Annotated in this window: 15 protein-coding genes; 3 read left to right on the forward strand and 12 right to left on the reverse strand. The window is 67.3% G+C overall.

Features of this window, described 5'->3' with window-relative positions; genetic code table 11:
- Nucleotides 1–26 precede the first annotated feature (26 nt).
- Nucleotides 27–770: a 20S proteasome subunit A/B gene (locus N5C18_RS19810; RefSeq protein WP_053510676.1), complete on the forward strand. Its 744-nt coding sequence runs from the start codon at nucleotides 27–29 to the stop codon at nucleotides 768–770.
- Between the two features lie 75 nt (nucleotides 771–845).
- Here N5C18_RS19810 and N5C18_RS19815 read toward each other — a convergent pair whose 3' ends face one another.
- The 4 genes from N5C18_RS19815 to N5C18_RS19830 all read right to left on the reverse strand — a co-directional run bounded on the left by N5C18_RS19815 (nucleotide 846) and on the right by N5C18_RS19830 (nucleotide 5,204).
- Nucleotides 846–2,357, reverse strand: a complete 1,512-nt coding sequence (locus tag N5C18_RS19815; RefSeq protein ID WP_053510678.1) for an ATP-binding protein — start codon at nucleotides 2,355–2,357, stop codon at nucleotides 846–848.
- A 4-nt stretch (nucleotides 2,358–2,361) separates the two neighbouring features.
- Nucleotides 2,362–2,802, reverse strand: a complete 441-nt coding sequence (locus N5C18_RS19820; protein WP_005411057.1) for a response regulator — start codon at nucleotides 2,800–2,802, stop codon at nucleotides 2,362–2,364.
- Nucleotides 2,799–4,616, reverse strand: coding sequence for an ATP-binding protein (locus tag N5C18_RS19825; protein ID WP_279945474.1), 1,818 nt, complete (start codon nucleotides 4,614–4,616; stop codon nucleotides 2,799–2,801). The genes N5C18_RS19820 and N5C18_RS19825 overlap by 4 nt, the downstream gene beginning before the upstream one ends.
- A gap of 204 nt (nucleotides 4,617–4,820) precedes the next feature.
- Nucleotides 4,821–5,204: a BON domain-containing protein gene (locus N5C18_RS19830; protein ID WP_006470382.1), complete on the reverse strand. Its 384-nt coding sequence runs from the start codon at nucleotides 5,202–5,204 to the stop codon at nucleotides 4,821–4,823.
- A gap of 171 nt (nucleotides 5,205–5,375) precedes the next feature.
- Here N5C18_RS19830 and N5C18_RS19835 point away from each other — a divergent pair, with 171 nt between their 5' ends.
- A complete protein-coding gene (locus N5C18_RS19835) occupies nucleotides 5,376–6,419 on the forward strand; it encodes an oxidoreductase (RefSeq protein WP_279945475.1) in 1,044 nt (347 codons plus the stop codon).
- 208 nt (nucleotides 6,420–6,627) lie between these two features.
- Here the strand turns inward: N5C18_RS19835 and gnd are convergent, their stop codons facing one another.
- From gnd to N5C18_RS19875, 8 genes are all read right to left on the reverse strand, one after another.
- A complete protein-coding gene (gene gnd / locus N5C18_RS19840) occupies nucleotides 6,628–7,533 on the reverse strand; it encodes a phosphogluconate dehydrogenase (NAD(+)-dependent, decarboxylating) (RefSeq protein ID WP_053450821.1) in 906 nt (301 codons plus the stop codon).
- Nucleotides 7,534–7,543: 10 nt separating this feature from the next.
- Nucleotides 7,544–8,776 carry a hypothetical protein gene (locus tag N5C18_RS19845; RefSeq protein ID WP_279945476.1) on the reverse strand — a complete coding sequence of 411 codons (1,233 nt, stop codon included), beginning with the start codon at nucleotides 8,774–8,776 and terminating at the stop codon, nucleotides 7,544–7,546.
- A 23-nt stretch (nucleotides 8,777–8,799) separates the two neighbouring features.
- Entirely contained in the window at nucleotides 8,800–9,399 is a 600-nt protein-coding gene (locus tag N5C18_RS19850; RefSeq protein WP_049458253.1) for a DUF2242 domain-containing protein, read from the reverse strand.
- A gap of 150 nt (nucleotides 9,400–9,549) precedes the next feature.
- Nucleotides 9,550–11,727 carry a carboxy terminal-processing peptidase gene (locus N5C18_RS19855; protein ID WP_053510686.1) on the reverse strand — a complete coding sequence of 726 codons (2,178 nt, stop codon included), beginning with the start codon at nucleotides 11,725–11,727 and terminating at the stop codon, nucleotides 9,550–9,552.
- A 257-nt stretch (nucleotides 11,728–11,984) separates the two neighbouring features.
- Nucleotides 11,985–12,995: a lipoyl synthase gene (lipA, locus tag N5C18_RS19860; protein WP_053512117.1), complete on the reverse strand. Its 1,011-nt coding sequence runs from the start codon at nucleotides 12,993–12,995 to the stop codon at nucleotides 11,985–11,987.
- A gap of 18 nt (nucleotides 12,996–13,013) precedes the next feature.
- The gene (gene lipB, locus N5C18_RS19865; protein WP_006470564.1) at nucleotides 13,014–13,724 is read right to left on the reverse strand and encodes a lipoyl(octanoyl) transferase LipB; all 711 of its coding nucleotides are present in this window, start codon (nucleotides 13,722–13,724) and stop codon (nucleotides 13,014–13,016) included.
- Nucleotides 13,712–13,990 (reverse strand): YbeD family protein, encoded by a 279-nt coding sequence (locus tag N5C18_RS19870; RefSeq protein ID WP_005411067.1) that lies wholly within the window; start codon nucleotides 13,988–13,990, stop codon nucleotides 13,712–13,714. Before N5C18_RS19870 ends, lipB begins: the two co-directional genes overlap by 13 nt.
- A gap of 170 nt (nucleotides 13,991–14,160) precedes the next feature.
- The gene (locus tag N5C18_RS19875) at nucleotides 14,161–15,153 is read right to left on the reverse strand and encodes a CsgG/HfaB family protein (protein WP_279945477.1); all 993 of its coding nucleotides are present in this window, start codon (nucleotides 15,151–15,153) and stop codon (nucleotides 14,161–14,163) included.
- 345 nt (nucleotides 15,154–15,498) lie between these two features.
- Between N5C18_RS19875 and N5C18_RS19880 the strand changes: the two genes are divergently transcribed.
- Nucleotides 15,499–16,557, forward strand: a 1,059-nt coding sequence (locus N5C18_RS19880; protein ID WP_279945478.1) for a lipid A deacylase LpxR family protein, incomplete at its 3' end; no start/stop codon positions are given.

The raw sequence follows: 16,557 nt of genomic DNA on the forward strand, positions 1-16,557 counted from the left end.
CGGGACGCACATGATAGGGCACCGACATGACCTATTGCGTTGGAATCGAGGTCGACGAGGGCCTGGTCTTCGCCGCCGATACCCGGACCAATGCCTCGCTGGACGATGTGCGCGTGCATCGCAAGCTGCACGTGTTCGAGTATCCCGGCCAGGCAGCCTACGTGCTGATGGCAGCGGGCAACCTGGCCACCACCCAGCTGCTGGTGTCACGCCTGGGGCGCGATGCCGCTGAACGGCGCACGCCCAACCTGCGCGACACGGCCCATCTGTTCGAGGCGGCCGAGTACGTCGGCCAACTGCTGGTCGACAGCCAGGTGCACAGCGCCCACAGCGAGCACGGCCATGACGGGGTCAACACCCAGGCCACGCTGATCTTCGGCGGCCAGATCGCTGGCGAGCGGCCGGGGCTGTACATGATCTATCCGCTGGGCAATGCCATTGCCGCCTCGCCGGAGACGCCCTACCTGCAGATCGGCGAATCCAAGTACGGCAAGCCGATCCTCGACCGCATCCTCAGCCCGGCCACCCGGCTGGAAGACGCGGCGCGCACGGCGATCGTCTCGCTCGATTCGACCATCCGCTCCAACCTGTCGGTGGGCCTGCCGATCGACCTGGCACTGCTGCGCGATGGCGAGCTGCGCATCGGCCAGCAGCTGCGGCTGGGCGCGGACTCCGCGCTGTATGCCGACATCCACCAGAACTGGTCGCGGCGGCTGGAACAGGCGGTGGACAGCCTGCCGCGGTTCCCGTGGGAAACCACCGAACGGTAGTGCCGGCCGCTGGCCGGCAACCGCAGTGATCCCGCCGCACGCCGATGCCGGCCAGCGGCCGGCACTACCCAGGCATCAGCCCAGCGCTTCGGCCACCGCGCGGAACACCTGCTGCATCTGCAGCGGCTTGCGCAGCACATGCACCTCCACGCCGGCCGGGAACGCATCGGGCGTCACCGCTGCCGTCGTGTCTTCCAGCACCAGTGCCGGGCCGCGGTAGCCCAGCGCGGCCATCTCGCCCAGCAGCTGGCTGGCCGGCAGCAGCTTGGAACCGGCATCGGCGATCACCAGTGCCGGCATCGCCTCCTGCTGCATCCAGCGCAGCGCGGCCGGGCCGTCGGAGGCCAGCTGCAGCTGGTAGCCCTGGCTGGACAGCGCATTGCCGAGCAGCGAAAGGCGCGTCGCCTCGCCATCGACCACCAGGATCGACTGGCCGCTGCCCAGCGCCACCAGCTGCTCGATCGGCTCGCTGCCGTCGCTGGCCTCATGCATCGGCAGGCGCAGTTCGAAACAGGTGCCCTGCCCTGGCTGGCTGCTGACATGGATGCTGCCGCCGGCGCCTTCGACGATGCGCTTGCAGGACATCAGCCCCAGGCCGGTACCGTCGGCCTTGGTGGTGAAGAACGGGTTGAACAGGTGCGACAACGTGTCCGCATCCATGCCGATGCCTTCGTCGGCCACCCGGATGTGCATCCAGTCCACGCCATCGCGCTGGCCGGCATGGCTGGCAATCAGGCTCAGGCGGCCGCCATTGGGCATGGCCTGGATCGCGTTCAACGCCAGGTTCAACATGACCTGCTGCAGCTCGGTGTAGTTGGCGTCGACCACCAGGCCTTCGTCCTGCACCTGCAGTTCCAGCCGTACGGCGTCGGGTACGTTGCTGCGCAACAGCAGCGCCACCGCATCGAACAGGCCGTCGATCTCGATGCGTTCGCTTGGCTTGCGCGAGCCGCGCACGAACGACAGCATCGACTCGGCCATCTCATGGCCGCGCCGGCCGCACTCGGCGATGACATCGGCCAGGTGGTGCAGCTGCGGATCTTCGGTGCGCGCCTTCAGCAGGTCCGGCATGATCAGCAGCGGCTGCAGGATGTTTCGCAGGTCGTGGCTGAGGCCAGCGGCAAGCAGCGACAGGCTTTCCAGCCGCTGCGCGCGCATCAGCTCGGTTTCCACGCGTGCGCGTTCGACCGCACTGCGCGCATCGCGGATCGAACGCGCCACCGCCGACGGCAGGCGCGCCGGCTGGTGCTTGATGATGTAGTCGTTGGCGCCCTTCTGCAGCGCTGCTACCGCGTTCTCTTCACCCATGGTGCCGGAGACGAAGATGAAGGGCACTTCCGGCGAGGTCTCGCGCACGATGCGCAGCGCATCGTCACCGGAGAAGCCCGGCATGCTCAGGTCGGACAGCACGATGTCCGGCTGGAACGCGGCCAGCGCCTGGCGCAGTTCGGCCTCGCTCTCGACCCGCTCGAAGCGGGCGTCCAGCCCCGCATCGAGCATCTGTTCGGACATCAGCTCGGCATCTTCCGGTGAATCCTCCACCAGCAGGATGCGCAGCGCCCCCAGGGCGGGACCGGTCAGGGGCATGGGCTCACTCGAGTTCCGGTGCCTGGTTGATCAACGCCCAGAACTTGCCCAGCGTCTGCACGGCGCCGAAGAACTGGTCCACATCCACCGGCTTGACCACGTAGGCGTTCACGCCCATGTCCCAGCTGCGGGCCAGGTCGCTTTCTTCGCGCGAGGACGACAGGATCACCACCGGCAGGCGCTTGAGTTCTTCGTGCTCGCGGATCTGCCGCAGTACTTCCAGGCCATCCATGCGCGGCATCTTGATGTCCAGCAGCAGCACGGCCGGCAGGCCTTCCTCGCGGTTGGCGAACGCACCGCGACGCAGCAGGTAGTCCATCACTTCCACGCCATCCTCGACGTGCACGATGGGGTTGGCCAGACGCGCCTCCTCCAGGGCGTCGATCGCCATCTCGGCGTCGGCCGGGCTGTCTTCGGCGAGAAGAATGGTGCGCAGAGTCGTCATGCAGAAGGACCTTGTTTGTCCGCGTCGATCGCGGGAGGCAGGTAGAAGTGGAAGGTGGCGCCGACGTCCGGTTCGGCCTCGGCCCAGATCCGGCCACCATGGCGGGTCAGCACGCGGCGCACGCTGGCCAGGCCGATGCCGGTTCCAGGGTAGTCACTGGCCTTGTGCAGGCGCTGGAACACGCCGAACAGCTTGCCAGCATAGGCCATGTCAAAGCCTGCACCATTGTCGCTGACCGTGAACTGATGGCCGCCATCGGGCTGCTGCTGGCAGTCCACGCGGATCCTTGCCGGCTCGCGGTTGCCTGAATACTTCACCGCGTTGCCGAGCAGGTTCAGCCAGACCTGGCGGATCATGTTCTCGTCGCCCACCACGATCGGCAGCGGCGCAATGCTCCACTCGACCTGGTGCGCGTGGCCGCTGTTTTCGGCCTCGGCCTGCAGGTTGGAATCGAGCATGGCGCGGGTATCGGCCACCAGCGACTGCATGTCCACCGCCTGCTGGCGCATCGCCACGCGGCCCAGCCGCGAGTAGACCAGCAGGTCGTCGATCAGCGCCGCCATGCGCCGTGCCGAGCTGGAGATCACCTCCAGGTAGTGGCGGCTCTTGTCATCGGCCTGCTCACCCAGATGGCGCGACAGCTTGTCCGAGAAACCGGCAACATGTCGCAGCGGCGCACGCAGGTCGTGCGAGACCGAATAGCTGAAAGCCTCCAGTTCGCGGTTGACCTCGGACACCTGCTCGACCTTGCCTTCCAGCTGCCGGTTCAGCTCTTCCACGCGCAGCTGCACGGCACGCTGCACCGTTACATCGCTGACGGTCATCAATACCACTTCGTCATCGGTATCCGGCAGCGGCATGCGCCGTGCGTTGAGCAGCATGTAGCGCACCATGCCGTCGGCGGCGCGCTGCTCGTGCTCGAAGTCCCACAGTTCGCGGCCGCGCAGCAGCACGTCGGACAGACGCTGGCGCATCACGGGGTCCTGCCAGGCGCCGTCTCCGACGGTTTCCAGCAGCAGGCCGTCGGCACGCTCGTCCTCCAGCCCGTACAGCTCGGCGAACGCGGGATTGTGCAGCTGAACGCGCAGATCGCGATCAAGCAGAACGATCGGCTCGCGCACGGTCTGCAGCACCGATGCCGCGCGCGCAGCCGAGCGCAGCGATTGCCGCTCGGCGTGCAGGCGACGGCCGATCTGGCGATGCAGCAGCCACAGCACCAGGCCCAGCAGGGCCAACTGCACCACCAGCGAGCTCCAGGACACAAACTCGGTCTGCCGGCGCTGGCGCGCCGCCTGTTCTGCACGCAGTGCCAGCAGTTCCTGCTCGCTGGCCTGCAATTCCTCGACCAGGCCGCGGATGGGATAGCGCGTGCTCAGATCCTGCACCAGCCCGCGCTGATCGCTGTTGGGTTCGGACCTGGCCAGCTCGCGGGCCAGCGCCATGCGGCCCTCCAGCATCGATTCGATACGACCGATGCGGATCAGCTGGTCGGGATTGTCGCGGGTCATCCGGCCCAGCTCGGCCAGGCGCCCGGGGATCTCGTTGGCGCGCGCCATGCGCTCGCGCAGGCCCGGCGCATCCACGCCCTTGGAGAGGGTCAACGCGGCCGATTCGACGTCACGCACGTCCGCCTGCAACTGCTGCAGGGCATTGCCTACGGCCTGGGTATGGTTGACCCAGGCCATCGCCTGCTCGCTGTCCTGCTGCAGCTTGCGCAGGGTCAACCATGGCACCACGATGATCGCGACGGCCGCCAGCGCCAAGGCCGGCAACCGCCAGCGGTCCCAGATGTCGTCACTGAAAACCAGCGCCATAGTTCCTCGTCAGCACGGCCGCGGAGCACCTGCCGGGACCAGCCCGGCTGCGGCGGAACCGGCAATATAGCGCAGGCGGTCACAACTCTGGGATTCAGGGCGCGGCTGGCTGAACGGGTAGGGGGCGTCCCCTTCTTGGTGGAGCCGAGCAGGGCCCGGCTCCAAAGAAACCGCTGGGCGCCCCAGCTGGGGCGCCCACCAGGTTCAGCGCTTGGCAGCGGCGCTGACCTTGAGTGCTGCGGCATCGACGCGGGTCACGCCCTTGATGCCCTTGGCAGTGGTGACCGCCTTGTCCTTCTCGGCCTGGGTCGCCACGGCGCCGCTGAGGCTGACCACGCCGTTCACGGTTTCCACCTTGATTTCAGTGCCCGGAACGTTGCTGCTGGCCAGCAGGTCGGCCTTCACCTTGGTGGTGATCCAGGTATCGGTCACTGGCTCGTTGGAGTCATGGCGATCGGCATGGGTTGCCGGATGGGTGCTGGTCGGCGGGCTCTTCGCGGCCGGGTCCTTGGCGAAGGCGGCCGAGGAGGACAGCGCCAGGCCCAGGGTCAGGGCAGAAGCAATCAGCGTGCGGGTGGTATTGCTCATCGTGTCGTACTCCTTCGGGATGTGCTGCCAGTCTGGACACGCCGCCGTGGAGCAGGCGTGGCGTTGCAGTCATGCCGCTGTGAATCGAAGCGTTTCCAACGGCAACGGTTCAGTTTTGGACGGTGATCGCCGGTCGTTTACCCTGCCCTTTCCCTCTGCCGGAGCTGTGCGATGCGCCCCGACCTGCAACTGGCCCTGATCGGCTACGGCCTCGCCGGCCGGGTCTTCCATGCGCCGCTGATCCAGCACACGCCCGGGCTGGTGCTGCACAGCGTGGTCAGTTCGCAGCGCGACACGCTCCTGCGCACGTTCAGCAACGTGCACGTGCGGGCCACGCCACAGCAGGTCTTCGACGATCCGGCAGTGGATGCGGTGGTGATCGCCACGCCCAACGACCAGCATGCGCCGTTGGCGATCGCCGCGCTGGCGGCGGGCAAGCATGTGCTGGTCGACAAGCCGTTCGCGCTCGACGTCACCGAAGCCGAAGCAATACTGGCCGCGGCGAACGATGCCGGGCGCATCGCGACCGTGTTCCAGAACCGGCGCTTCGATGCCGACTTCCTCACCCTGCAGGCGCTGTTGGCGGAGGGTGCGCTTGGTGACGTGGCCGAGTGCCATGCGCATTTCGATCGCTACCGGCCGCAGGTGCGCGAGCGCTGGCGCGAACAGGATGGCCCGGGAAGCGGCGTGTGGTACGACCTGGGCCCGCACCTGCTGGACCAGATGCTGGTGCTGTTCGGCTGGCCCGAGGCCATCGACGCCGATCTGGCGGTGCAGCGCGAAGGCGGCAGCGGCATCGATTACTTCCACGCGGTGCTGCACTACCCACGGCATCGCGCGATCGTGCATGCCGGTTCGCTGGTGGCGGCGCCCACACCGCACTTCAGTGTGCATGGCAGCACGGGCAGCTGGATCAAGCACGGGCTGGATGTGCAGGAAGCGCAGCTGCGCCGCGGTGTTGCACCGGGTGCTCCGGGCTGGGGCATCGATCCGCGGCATGGCGAGCTGCTGCGCTGCGATGCCGAGGACAACGTGCAGCGCAGCACCGTCGACAACCTTCCCGGCGACTACCGGCGGCTGTACGCACAGTTCGCGTCGGCGATGCACGGCGATGGCGAGGCGACGGTCAGTGCGGCGCAGGCGCTGCAGCTGATGCGGTTGCTGCAGGCCGGGATGGACAGTGCGCGCCAAGGGCGGCGAATCGCGTTGGGGTGATCGGCAGGGCTGCGCCCTGCACCTGCCGAATCAACGTCAACGTCAAAAGCCAGCTATCCGTGGGATGGCGGGGTGGGTCCGGTTGCGGGGGACGCCGTAAACCCATCCCTGGGAGCTTCGACAGTTTTCCGCGCCCGACGGTAGGTGTCGACCTTGGTCGACACGGATCCACGCCATGCGTGGATCGCGTGGTCATGCGTTTTCTCTGTTACGACTTCTTGATCGCGTGGCCGCCGAACTCGTTGCGCATCGCCGACAGCAGGCGGTCGGTGAACGAATTGGATTCGCGTGAGCGCAGGCGTTCCAACAGCGACAGCGTGATCACCGGTGCCGGCACATCCAGTGCGATCGCTTCGGCCACGGTCCAGCGGCCTTCACCGGAATCCTCGACGTACGGGGCGATGCCGTCCAACGACGGATTGCGCTTGAGCGCTTCAGTGCTCAGGTCCAGCAGCCACGAACGCACCACGCTGCCGTGGCGCCACACCTCGGCCACCTGGGCCAGGTCCAGTTCCATTTCCTGCTTGCGCTCCATCAGCGCGAAGCCTTCGGCGTAGGCCTGCATCATTCCGTACTCGATGCCGTTGTGGACCATCTTGGTGAAATGGCCGGCACCGGAGGGACCGACACGGGCCCAGCCGCGATCCTCGGCCGGTGCCAGCGTGCGCAGCAACGGGGCGATCTGCTCCACCACCGGGGCGTCGCCGCCGACCATCAGGCTGTAGCCTTCCTGCAGGCCCCACACGCCACCGCTGGTGCCGCAGTCGACGTAGCCCAGATCGTCTTCGGCCAGCGCCTTGGCGCGGCGGATCGAGTCCTGGTAGTTGGAGTTGCCACCGTCGATGACGATGTCACCCTCGGCCAGATGCGGGGTCAGTTGGCCCAGGGTCTGGTCGACGGTCTCGCCGGCCGGCACCATCAGCCACACCACGCGTGGCACTGGCAGCGCAGCGACGGCAGCGGCCAGCGAATCCACCACTTCCAGGCCGGCCTCAGCCGCACGCTGGCGCGCGCCTTCGCCCGGGTCGTAGCCGACCACGCGGTGGCCGCCGCGATGCAGGCGCTGGGCCATGTTGGCACCCATGCGGCCGAGGCCGATCATTGCAATATCCATTGTTTCACCTTCAGTTGGGGTCTAGGGTCAGGCTGCCTGGCCTGCCGGTGGCCGCGCAGTGGCGCAGCTGCGCCTCGCGCCAACGCCGGTAGAGCGTGGTATGCAGATTGTGCACCGCCAGGTCGATCGAAAACGGCGTTCGTGGGTTGCGATCAAGCAGGCGGGCGACGTGGTAGCCGATGGGACGTATACCGCGTGGGTGCACATAGATCACGAACTGCTGGTAGAACGGATCGTCCAGCAGCTGGTCCATGCGTGCCAGCGTGTCGCGGTAGCGCGGTTCCAGCCGTGCGCGCAGGTCCGGGTCGCGCTCGAACAGCAGGCGCTCGAAGTAGCGCTGGCCGATGCGCGGGATGTCCTGCGCGAGCTTCCACAACTCGGCATTGCGCTGGTCGTACCAGACCAGCCCGCCGTGCAGGGCCAGCGCCTGCGCAGCGCCCTCGCCCACCTCGACCACCACGAAGTTCTCGGCCTGGTTGCTCAGATCGTCCAGCGTGCCCTTGTCGTACACATGTTCGATGAAACCGGGCACGCCGACGAACGCCTGCCGCCCCAACATCGATGTGCGCTCCGCCTTGCCGTCGGCGAAGAAATCACCTGCGCTTGCACCCAGCAGAATGCTGTCGGTGTCATGCAGCGCCAGGAACGTACCAATCGACAGTTCTGCGGGTTTGAACTCGGTATCGAACGCAGCATCACCGTACAGCTCGCGTTGCGTTGCCAGCTGCGCGACCTGGCGACCGACGCCACATTCGGCACGCACGCTGCCGCTGTAGAACGCCTGCAGTGCACGGCTGTTGCCACCGCTGGGCACGTAACCGCGGCCGAAACTGCGTGTGCGCTGCCACCCTTGCGAGGGTGCGCCCCGCAGGCCGAAGCCGATCCAGCCCAGCTGCGGACCGGAAAAACGGAACGTGGGATTGTCCTGCAATGCGGTCGCCGCACGCTGCGTGGCGGCGCCCAGTTCGAACGCATAGGCGCAGACCGTGGCCGGGTCGTCCAGCAGTTGCCGCAGTTGTGCCTGTCGGGCTGCAGCGGGCATTGCGGCCGGCCACTGCACGCGTAGATCGCCCGCCGCCTGCGCCTCGGCCAACGTGGCGCGCGTGCACACGGCACCGCCGTGCACCTGCGGCGTGGCCACCGCCGCCTCTTCGAAGCGCCAGCCCAGCCGCTGCAGCAAGCCCTGCGTGCAATCCACGGGCGTGGCCGCCGTCCCCAGCACGGGCACCAGCAGCAGGGCCATGCCGATCAACCTGCCGCGCACGCTCACCCCTGGTCCGTGCTGGCCGGTGCAGGTTCCGGAGTCGCAGGTACGGGCGAAGCAGGCGGCGCGGGCGTGGCTGCGTCCGCAGGCAGATACTGCTGCAGGCGCTGGAAGAAACGACGATAGAACTCGGCATCGGTGACCGTACTGCTGGCCACTTTCACCAGCGAATCATCATTGCTGCCGAACGGCAGCGACACCGAGCCCAAGGCACCCACGCCCACGCTGGCCGACGTCGGGCTCTTCTTCAGTGCGTAGCGGTCCTGCACCGCGCTGACGAACACCAGCGTCTGGCTGCCACGCGGCGCGCAGGAGATGCGCAGTACCAGCTGCTCGTGATCGTCGTCGCGGGGCTGGAAATTCTTGTTGCCCTCCACCTGTGCCTCGTCCGAGCGGGCAATGGCATAGCCCTGGCTGAGCAGGGTCCGCCGCGCCGCTTCGCAGGCATCACCGGGACGGCCATCGACGGTGCGCGAGAAGGTGTCGCCGGAATCAAAGGATTCACGCAGCAGGGTGCTGTCGGCGGCACGGCCACCACAGGCCGACAGGATCAGGGCGCTGCTGAGGGCCACGGCAGCGCTGGTAAGACGGGAGGCCCGCATGGGTACTCCTGCGAGGACGGTACCGCCAAGCGTAGTCCTGCGGCCGTGTGTGGCAGGTCGACATGGCAGCCTGCGTTGTTCCCGGTTCATGCACGGAAAAGCAGAGGGGCCGGCAATGCCGGCCCCTCGGGTATACGCGCGCTTGGCGGATCAGTCGGCCCAACGACCTGCGCCAGTGGACTGCGGCAGCACCTGCGCCGACAGCGGGCGGTCGTTGGCCAGCAGGTTCACCGCATCGGCCAGGATCGAGGCCGACTCGCGCAGCAGCGGGTCCGGACGCTTCTCGGCCGCCTTCTCGCGCGCGGCATCCTTCACGATGTCACGCTCGTTACCGGTCAGGCCGTCGTCGCTGCTGTCATCGGCCAGCGGGTCCAGGGCCAGGCCCAGTTCCTTGCGCTGCACCTGGCGTTCCTTGCGCTGGGCATCCTGGCGCTCGCGTTCGGCGCGGCGGGTCGCCTCGTTGAGCGAGATGTACTTCTTCGCTGCCTCGGTGCGGAACTGCTGCACGTCCTCGTTCCACCACTGGAATTCCTTGTCGGTGGCGATGCGTGCGTCGTGACGGGTTTCCAGCTTCGGCAGCAGCGGTGCGAAGTTGCCGTACTGGGTGTGCGGCACGGCGGCGATGCGGGTCCACGGCAATGCGTTGTCGTAGGTGCTTTCGCCGAACTCGGTGGCATCGACGCTGGCCGGGAAGGCCAGGTCCGGCACCACGCCCTTGTGCTGGGTGCTGCTGCCGCTGATGCGGAAGAACTGGGCGATGGTCAGCTTGACCTGGCCGAAGCGCTGGGTTTCGCCGCTCGGCCAGCGATCGAGGTCGACGATGTTCTGCACGGTGCCCTTGCCGAAGCTGGTTTCACCGATCACCAGGCCACGACCGTAGTCCTGGATGGCGCCGGCGAAGATTTCCGAGGCCGAGGCCGAGCCGCGGTTGATCAGCACCGCCAACGGGCCATCCCACGCCACGCCCTGGTTGCGGTCGCTGTTGACGGTGACGCGGCCACCGGACTCACGCACCTGCACCACCGGGCCCTGCTCGATGAACAGGCCGGTCAGTTCGATCGCTTCATCCAGCGAACCACCGCCGTTGTTGCGCAGGTCCAGCACCACGCCATCCAGCTTGTCGTTCTTGAAACCGGCCAGCAGCTTGGCCACGTCGCGGGTGGCCGAGGCGTAGTCGGCGGCATTGCGGCGGCGGCCTTCGAAGTCCTGGTAGAAGGTCGGCAGCTTGATCACACCGACCTTCCGTACCGGCTCACCGTTGGCGGCCGGAATGGTCATGGTCTCGCCCTTGGCGGCCTGTTCGGCCAGGCGCACCTTCTGCCGGGTCAGCACCAGGGTGTGGTGCTTTCCGTCAGCACCTTCCGCGGCCGGAATGAATTCCAGCTTGACCTGGGTGTCCTTCGCACCGCGGATCTTGGCCACGACATCATCGATGCGCCAGCCGATCACGTCCTCGACCAGGCCGGATTTGCCCTGGCCGACCCCGACGATGCGGTCACCCGGCTTCAGCGTGCCGTCGACCGCTGCCGGGCCACCGGCGATGATCTCGCGGATCACCACCACGTCGTCCTGGCGCTGCAGCTGCGCGCCGATGCCTTCCAGCGACAGCGACATCGCCTGGTTGAAGTTCTCGGCGGTGCGCGGGGTGAAGTAATCAGTGTGCGGATCAACCGCGCTGGTGTACGAGTTCATGAAGAACTGGAAGACGTCTTCGCCCTTCAGCTCATTGACCGACTTCTCCAGCGTGGCATAGCGCTTGTCCAGCGTCTTGCGGATATCGTCCGGCTTCTTGCCGGCCAGCTTCAGGCGCAGCCAGTCGTTCTTGACCGACTTGCGCCACAGCTCATCCAGCTCGGCGCTGCTGGCCGCCCACGGCACCTTCTTGCGGTCGTATTCGAAACGCTCGTCGGTGGTGAAGTCCGGCTCCTGCTTGAGCAGCCTGCGCGCGTAGGCCACGCGCTCGCCCACGCGCTGCTTGTAGACGGCGAACACCTGGAACGCCGGCTCCAGCTCGCCGCCACGGATGGCCGAAGAGATATTGGCTTCGAACGGCGCGAAGCGCGCCACGTCGGCCTGGGTGAAGTACTGCTTGCCGCCGTCCAGCGTCTCCAGGTAGCGCTTGAACACGTCCTTGGAGGTGGCCTCGTCCAGCGCGCGCGGGCGATAGGCGTAGCGGCTGTCAGACAGCAGGCCGTACACCAGCTTGGAGGTGGTCACCTGATCGGCGGTGGCCGCCGCGGGCAATGCAGGCGAGTCGGCCTTGGCCGCCAGCGCCAGCGGCGCGACCAGCGCCAGGGCCATCAGGAATGCGGGGGCTTTGAATTTCATTGACGTGCTCGAAGGCGCCTTGCCAAGGGGGAGACTGCAGGGTGTTCAGACACCACGACAGTGCCGAAAGTTGCCGGGTTTGTCACCCGGCCGCGCTCGGTGGAAAACCAGCCTAGCGGGGCCGGTGTAGCAAATTGTGAATGCAGGCAAAGGCGTGCGGACCAACGGTCCGCACCCACCGGTGAGGGGGGCCGCACCCATTGGTAGCGCCGGGCCATGCCCGGCGAAGGCGTGCGGACCAACGGTCCGCACCCACCTCAGGAAATGCCGGCGCCCTTGGCCTGCACGTCGGCGTGGTACGACGAGCGCACCATCGGGCCGGAGGCCACGTGGCTGAAGCCCAGCTCGTAGCCGTAGTCTTCCAGCGCCTTGTAGTCGTCGGGGGTCCAGTACTTCAGCACCGGGTGGTGGTGCGCGGTCGGCTGCAGGTACTGGCCGATGGTGATCATGTCCACGTCATGCGCGCGCAGGTCACGCATGGTGGCCTTGATCTGCTCGAACTCCTCGCCCAGGCCCAGCATGATGCCGCTCTTGGTCGGCACCTCCGGGTGCTGCGCCTTGAAGTTCTTCAGCAGGTTCAGCGACCACTGGTAATCCGCGCCCGGGCGCACGTTGCGGTACAGGTCCGGCACGGTCTCGATGTTGTGGTTGAACACATCCGGCGGGTTCTGCGCCAGGATCTCCAGCGCGCGCTCCATGCGGCCCTTGCCGCGGAAATCGGGGGTCAGCACTTCAATGCGGGTACCCGGCGACTTCTCGCGGATGGCGGTGATGCAGTCGACGAAGTGCTGGGCACCGCCGTCGCGCAGGTCATCGCGATCGACACTGGTCACCACCACGTACTTCAGGCCCATGTCGGCCACGGTCTGGCCCAGGCTGGCCGGCTCGTTGGCATCCGGCGGCTTGGGGCGGCCGTGGGCCACGTCGCAGAACGAGCAGCGGCGGGTGCAGACCTCGCCGAGAATCATGAAGGTGGCCGTGCCGTGGCCGAAGCATTCGTGGATGTTCGGGCAGCTGGCTTCCTCGCACACGGTCACCAGGCGGTTCTCGCGCAGCTTGGCCTTCAGGTTCTGCACGGCATTGCCCGAGGGAATGCGCACGCGGATCCAGGACGGCTTGCGCAGCACCGGCGCATCGGCGAACTGCACCGGCGAGCGGTTGATCTTGTCACCGCCCAGCTGCTTGACCCCGGCCTGCAACGGCGCGGCGGACGGAGAGTCGCCCTGCACGATCTGCAGGGGAATGGAACGGGCGGTGGTTTCAGTCATGGCAGTTCCGGGGGGCGGTCAGGCGGCCGCAGAAAGATCAGGCAGTTCGGGCGTGTGCTGCAGCAGCAGGCCGAACTGGCGGGCCAGGTGGTCCAGCAGCACCGGCTTGACGGCCTCCATCCCGGAGGGCCCGCCCAAGTCTACTACCGATGTCACCTGCAACCCCTGATAGCCACAGGGGTTGATGCGGTGGAAGGGTTCCAGGTCCATGGACACGTTGAAGGCCAGGCCATGGAAGGTGCAGCCGCGGCGCACGCGGATGCCGAGCGCGGCGATCTTGGCGCCGCCGACGTAGACGCCCGGGGCACCCTCGCGGCGTTCGGCACCGATGTTCCACTCGGCCAGGGTATCGATGAGGGCCTGCTCGATGCGGCAGACATAGTCGCGCACACCAATGCCCAGCCGCGGCAGGCGCAGCAGCGGATAGACCACGATCTGGCCGGGACCGTGATAGGTCACCTGGCCGCCGCGGTCCACGTGCAGCACCGGGATCTCGCCCGGCGCCAGCACATGCTCGTCCTTGCCAGCCTGGCCCAGGGTGAACACCGGATCGTGCTCGACCACCCACAGCTCGTCGGCGTCGGCGTCGCTGCGCTGGTCGGTGAAGCGCTGCATGGCGCGCCACACCGGTTCATAGGCCTGGCGGCCGAGGTCGCGGACCACCGCCGGGCGCGGCGCGCGGTCTTCCGGGGCGGCTTCGGCCGGGCAGCTGTCGGCTACAGCGTCCACTTCACTTCCGGGTGGTCGCGCAGCGCCTGGTGCGCCAGGTCGTACTGCTCGCGGCTCTCGGCCTTGAACACGATGCGGACGGACACGTACTTGCCGTTGGACGAATGCTTCCAGCTGATGCGTTCGTTCACCACGTCGATGCCGGCAGCCAGCAGCAGACGGGGAAGCTCATGCTCCAGGCCGCGGTTGGCCGGGCCCATGGCGCTGAGCTCGAACTGGCCGGGGAACTGGAAGCCGTGGTCGGGGTTGTCGGACTTGATTTCCATGCCCCCCATTATCGGGCCGCAGGGCAACAAACCCAAGAGTATTCATCAAAGTCAAAGGCGGCACCGGCGAGCCGCTGCGTTGCAGCGGGGCCGCGCCCCTGGCAGGGCCGTCCACGAAGACCGGCCCCGGCAGACGGCGCGTGCCGGCGCGAGGCCGGCACGCAGGCGGCTTACTTGGCCGTTTCCATCAGGGTGGAATTGACCCAGCCCTTGTTGCCCATTTCGTCTTCCACTTCCCACATGGTGCCTTCCTTGACGCCGGTGGGGTACAGCAGCATGCCCGGTTCCAGCGAGCGCACCGGCGCACCGGTGCCCTTGGCATTGGCCAGCAGGCGACCGGCCTTGAGCATGGTCACTGCCTGGCCGGAATTGGCCGCCGAGGCATCGGCCGGCAGGCCGCCCAGCTCGGCCACCATGTTGGTGTAGGCCTGCAGGTAGGCCAGGGTGATCACCTGGCCGATTTCGGTGTTGGCATAGCCACCCACGCCCATCGCGCCGATGCCGCCGCCGCCGAACAGGCCGCCACCGGCGCCCCAGCCCAGGTCGGTCTTCTTGGAGTTGCCCTCGACGATGGCCACCTGCTCGGAGGAGCGCACGTCGGTGAGGGTGAGGGTCACGTCCGCGGTCTTGCTGCGGAAGTTCAGGCCGCTGACCACCGCACCAGCCTTGCCGCCGATCAGCCCGCCCAGCAGGCCACCGATGGCGTTGCCGCCGGCATTGCTGTTCTGCGAGATCAGGTCCGGCACCAGCACGTAGTCGGCGGCACGGATCTGGCCCTTGCCGATGTTGGAGCGGCCACGCAGCTGGCCTTCGCTGGCCAGCGCACGCTCGGCCTGGGCGGCGGCCATGCCGACGCCACGGTCCACCAGGGTGAAGCACTTGGACTTGTTGACGAAGACCTTGATCAGCTTCGAAGGCGCCGGCAGCTGCTGGCCGGTCCACCAGTTCACCACGTCTTCCGGCTCGATCACCGAGATGGAACCCAGCGGCTTGGTGCAGACCGGAATCTCGGCCTGGCCCTTCTTGCTCTGCTCCTGGGCAGAGGTGCGGCTGTTGGCGAAGCTGTCGCGCAGACCCGCCGACGCCGGGGCACTGACGCCCAACAGGCCGGCACCCAGCAGCGCGCAGGCCAGCACGGGGGCGAGCGAATTCGATTTGTTCATTATGAGTCATCCAGCACTTCGCCGGCGGCGAAGCACAATCCATGGGTTGAGAAAGGGTCTGGGACCTGAATCCTTTGGTGGCGCCTCCCCAGGCGCCGGCGCAGAGGATAGGGCATGCAGGGACCCAACCACAACCGCAGCTGACTGGAAAGTGCGGATGACGACAGATTTGGCCAACCCGGGCGATGGCGCCAGCCGGCGGGCCCGCCCCGACTCCACGTATCACATTGTGTCGGTTGGACAATGTTGTTTTCGGAACAGACAAGTGAGCGCCATGTGGTCGTTTTGGCGACCACCTGGGGGTACCGTGTCGCGGCTGAAATCGACAAAAGAACCCGCGCCCCGATGAGCCCCCCTTCCCACCCCCGCCTTGCAGCCCTCGGGCTGTCCGGCCTGCTTGCCGCTGCCCTCCCCCTTGCCGCCCAGGCCGCCGAACGATGCGGCCCGGATGCGATGCGCGACCACCCGCCACAGGTCAACATCCGCGTCGACAACGACCTGTTCGGTGGCCGCCACCAGGACCAGGGCTACACCAACGGCGCCCAGCTGACCCTGGTCTCGCCGAACCTGGTCGACTACACCGATGACCCCTGCCTGCCGCGCATGGCGCGCTGGGTGAACCAGTACCTGGAAGGCCTGCACCCGGGCAGGTTCGAGCAGCAGAACATGATCTTCAGCATCGGCCAGGGCATCTTCACCCCGACCGATCCGGCCCGCCGCGACCTGATCAAGGATGATCGACCGTATGCCGGCGTGCTGATCGCCAGCTTTGGCTTCAACGCGCGCAGCGGCGACCGCCTGCAGACCACCCAGCTGACGCTGGGCGTGGTCGGTCCATGGGCACAGGGCAAGCAGGTGCAGGATGCGGTGCACGACATCCTCAATGACAAGAAGTTCGAAGGCTGGGACAACCAGCTGCACAACGAACCGCTGTTCATGCTGACCCACGAGCGCATGCGCCGCTGGCCCGCCGATGCCAGCGTCAATGCCGGCGGCTGGGGCTGGGATGCGATCAGCCACTATGGCGGTGCGATCGGCAACCTGGAAACCAAGGCCAATGCCGGTGGCGAAGTGCGTTTCGGCTGGAAGCTGCCCGATGATTTCGGCAGCACGCCGCTGCGTCCGGCCGGTGAGAACACCGCGCCGACGCGTGGCGGCCGCCCCAGCGGCTGGTCGTGGCACATGTTCGTCACCACCGACGCGGCGTGGGTGATCCGCGACATCACCCTGGACGGCAACACGTTCCGCAGCAGCCACAGCGTGGACAAGCGCCACGTGGTCGCCCAGGGCGGCTATGGCATGGCGCTGACCCATGGCCGCTGGAAGTTCGCGGTGGCGCGCTACCACAGCACCCGCGAGTTCTACGGCCAGCGCGAGGCCCCGGTGTTCGGCAGCTTCACCATC

Origin of the sequence: Stenotrophomonas sp. GD03930 (genome assembly GCF_029839665.1) — a bacterium.
Classification (GTDB): domain Bacteria; phylum Pseudomonadota; class Gammaproteobacteria; order Xanthomonadales; family Xanthomonadaceae; genus Stenotrophomonas; species Stenotrophomonas forensis.

Bases quoted from the DNA above. Each gene is read 5' to 3' on its own strand.
- N5C18_RS19875 (WP_279945477.1), bottom strand. From the start codon at position 15,153: ATGAACAAATCGAATTCGCTCGCCCCCGTGCTGGCCTGCGCGCTGCTG.
- N5C18_RS19830 (WP_006470382.1), bottom strand. From the start codon at position 5,204: ATGAGCAATACCACCCGCACGCTGATTGCTTCTGCCCTGACCCTGGGC.
- N5C18_RS19815 (WP_053510678.1), bottom strand. From the start codon at position 2,357: ATGCCCCTGACCGGTCCCGCCCTGGGGGCGCTGCGCATCCTGCTGGTG.
- gnd (WP_053450821.1), bottom strand. From the start codon at position 7,533: ATGGATATTGCAATGATCGGCCTCGGCCGCATGGGTGCCAACATGGCC.
- N5C18_RS19810 (WP_053510676.1), top strand. From the start codon at position 27: ATGACCTATTGCGTTGGAATCGAGGTCGACGAGGGCCTGGTCTTCGCC.
- N5C18_RS19820 (WP_005411057.1), bottom strand. From the start codon at position 2,802: ATGACGACTCTGCGCACCATTCTTCTCGCCGAAGACAGCCCGGCCGAC.
- N5C18_RS19870 (WP_005411067.1), bottom strand. From the start codon at position 13,990: ATGGAAATCAAGTCCGACAACCCCGACCACGGCTTCCAGTTCCCCGGC.
- N5C18_RS19825 (WP_279945474.1), bottom strand. From the start codon at position 4,616: ATGGCGCTGGTTTTCAGTGACGACATCTGGGACCGCTGGCGGTTGCCG.
- N5C18_RS19845 (WP_279945476.1), bottom strand. From the start codon at position 8,776: ATGGCCCTGCTGCTGGTGCCCGTGCTGGGGACGGCGGCCACGCCCGTG.
- N5C18_RS19855 (WP_053510686.1), bottom strand. From the start codon at position 11,727: ATGAAATTCAAAGCCCCCGCATTCCTGATGGCCCTGGCGCTGGTCGCG.
- lipA (WP_053512117.1), bottom strand. From the start codon at position 12,995: ATGACTGAAACCACCGCCCGTTCCATTCCCCTGCAGATCGTGCAGGGC.
- N5C18_RS19850 (WP_049458253.1), bottom strand. From the start codon at position 9,399: ATGCGGGCCTCCCGTCTTACCAGCGCTGCCGTGGCCCTCAGCAGCGCC.
- N5C18_RS19835 (WP_279945475.1), top strand. From the start codon at position 5,376: ATGCGCCCCGACCTGCAACTGGCCCTGATCGGCTACGGCCTCGCCGGC.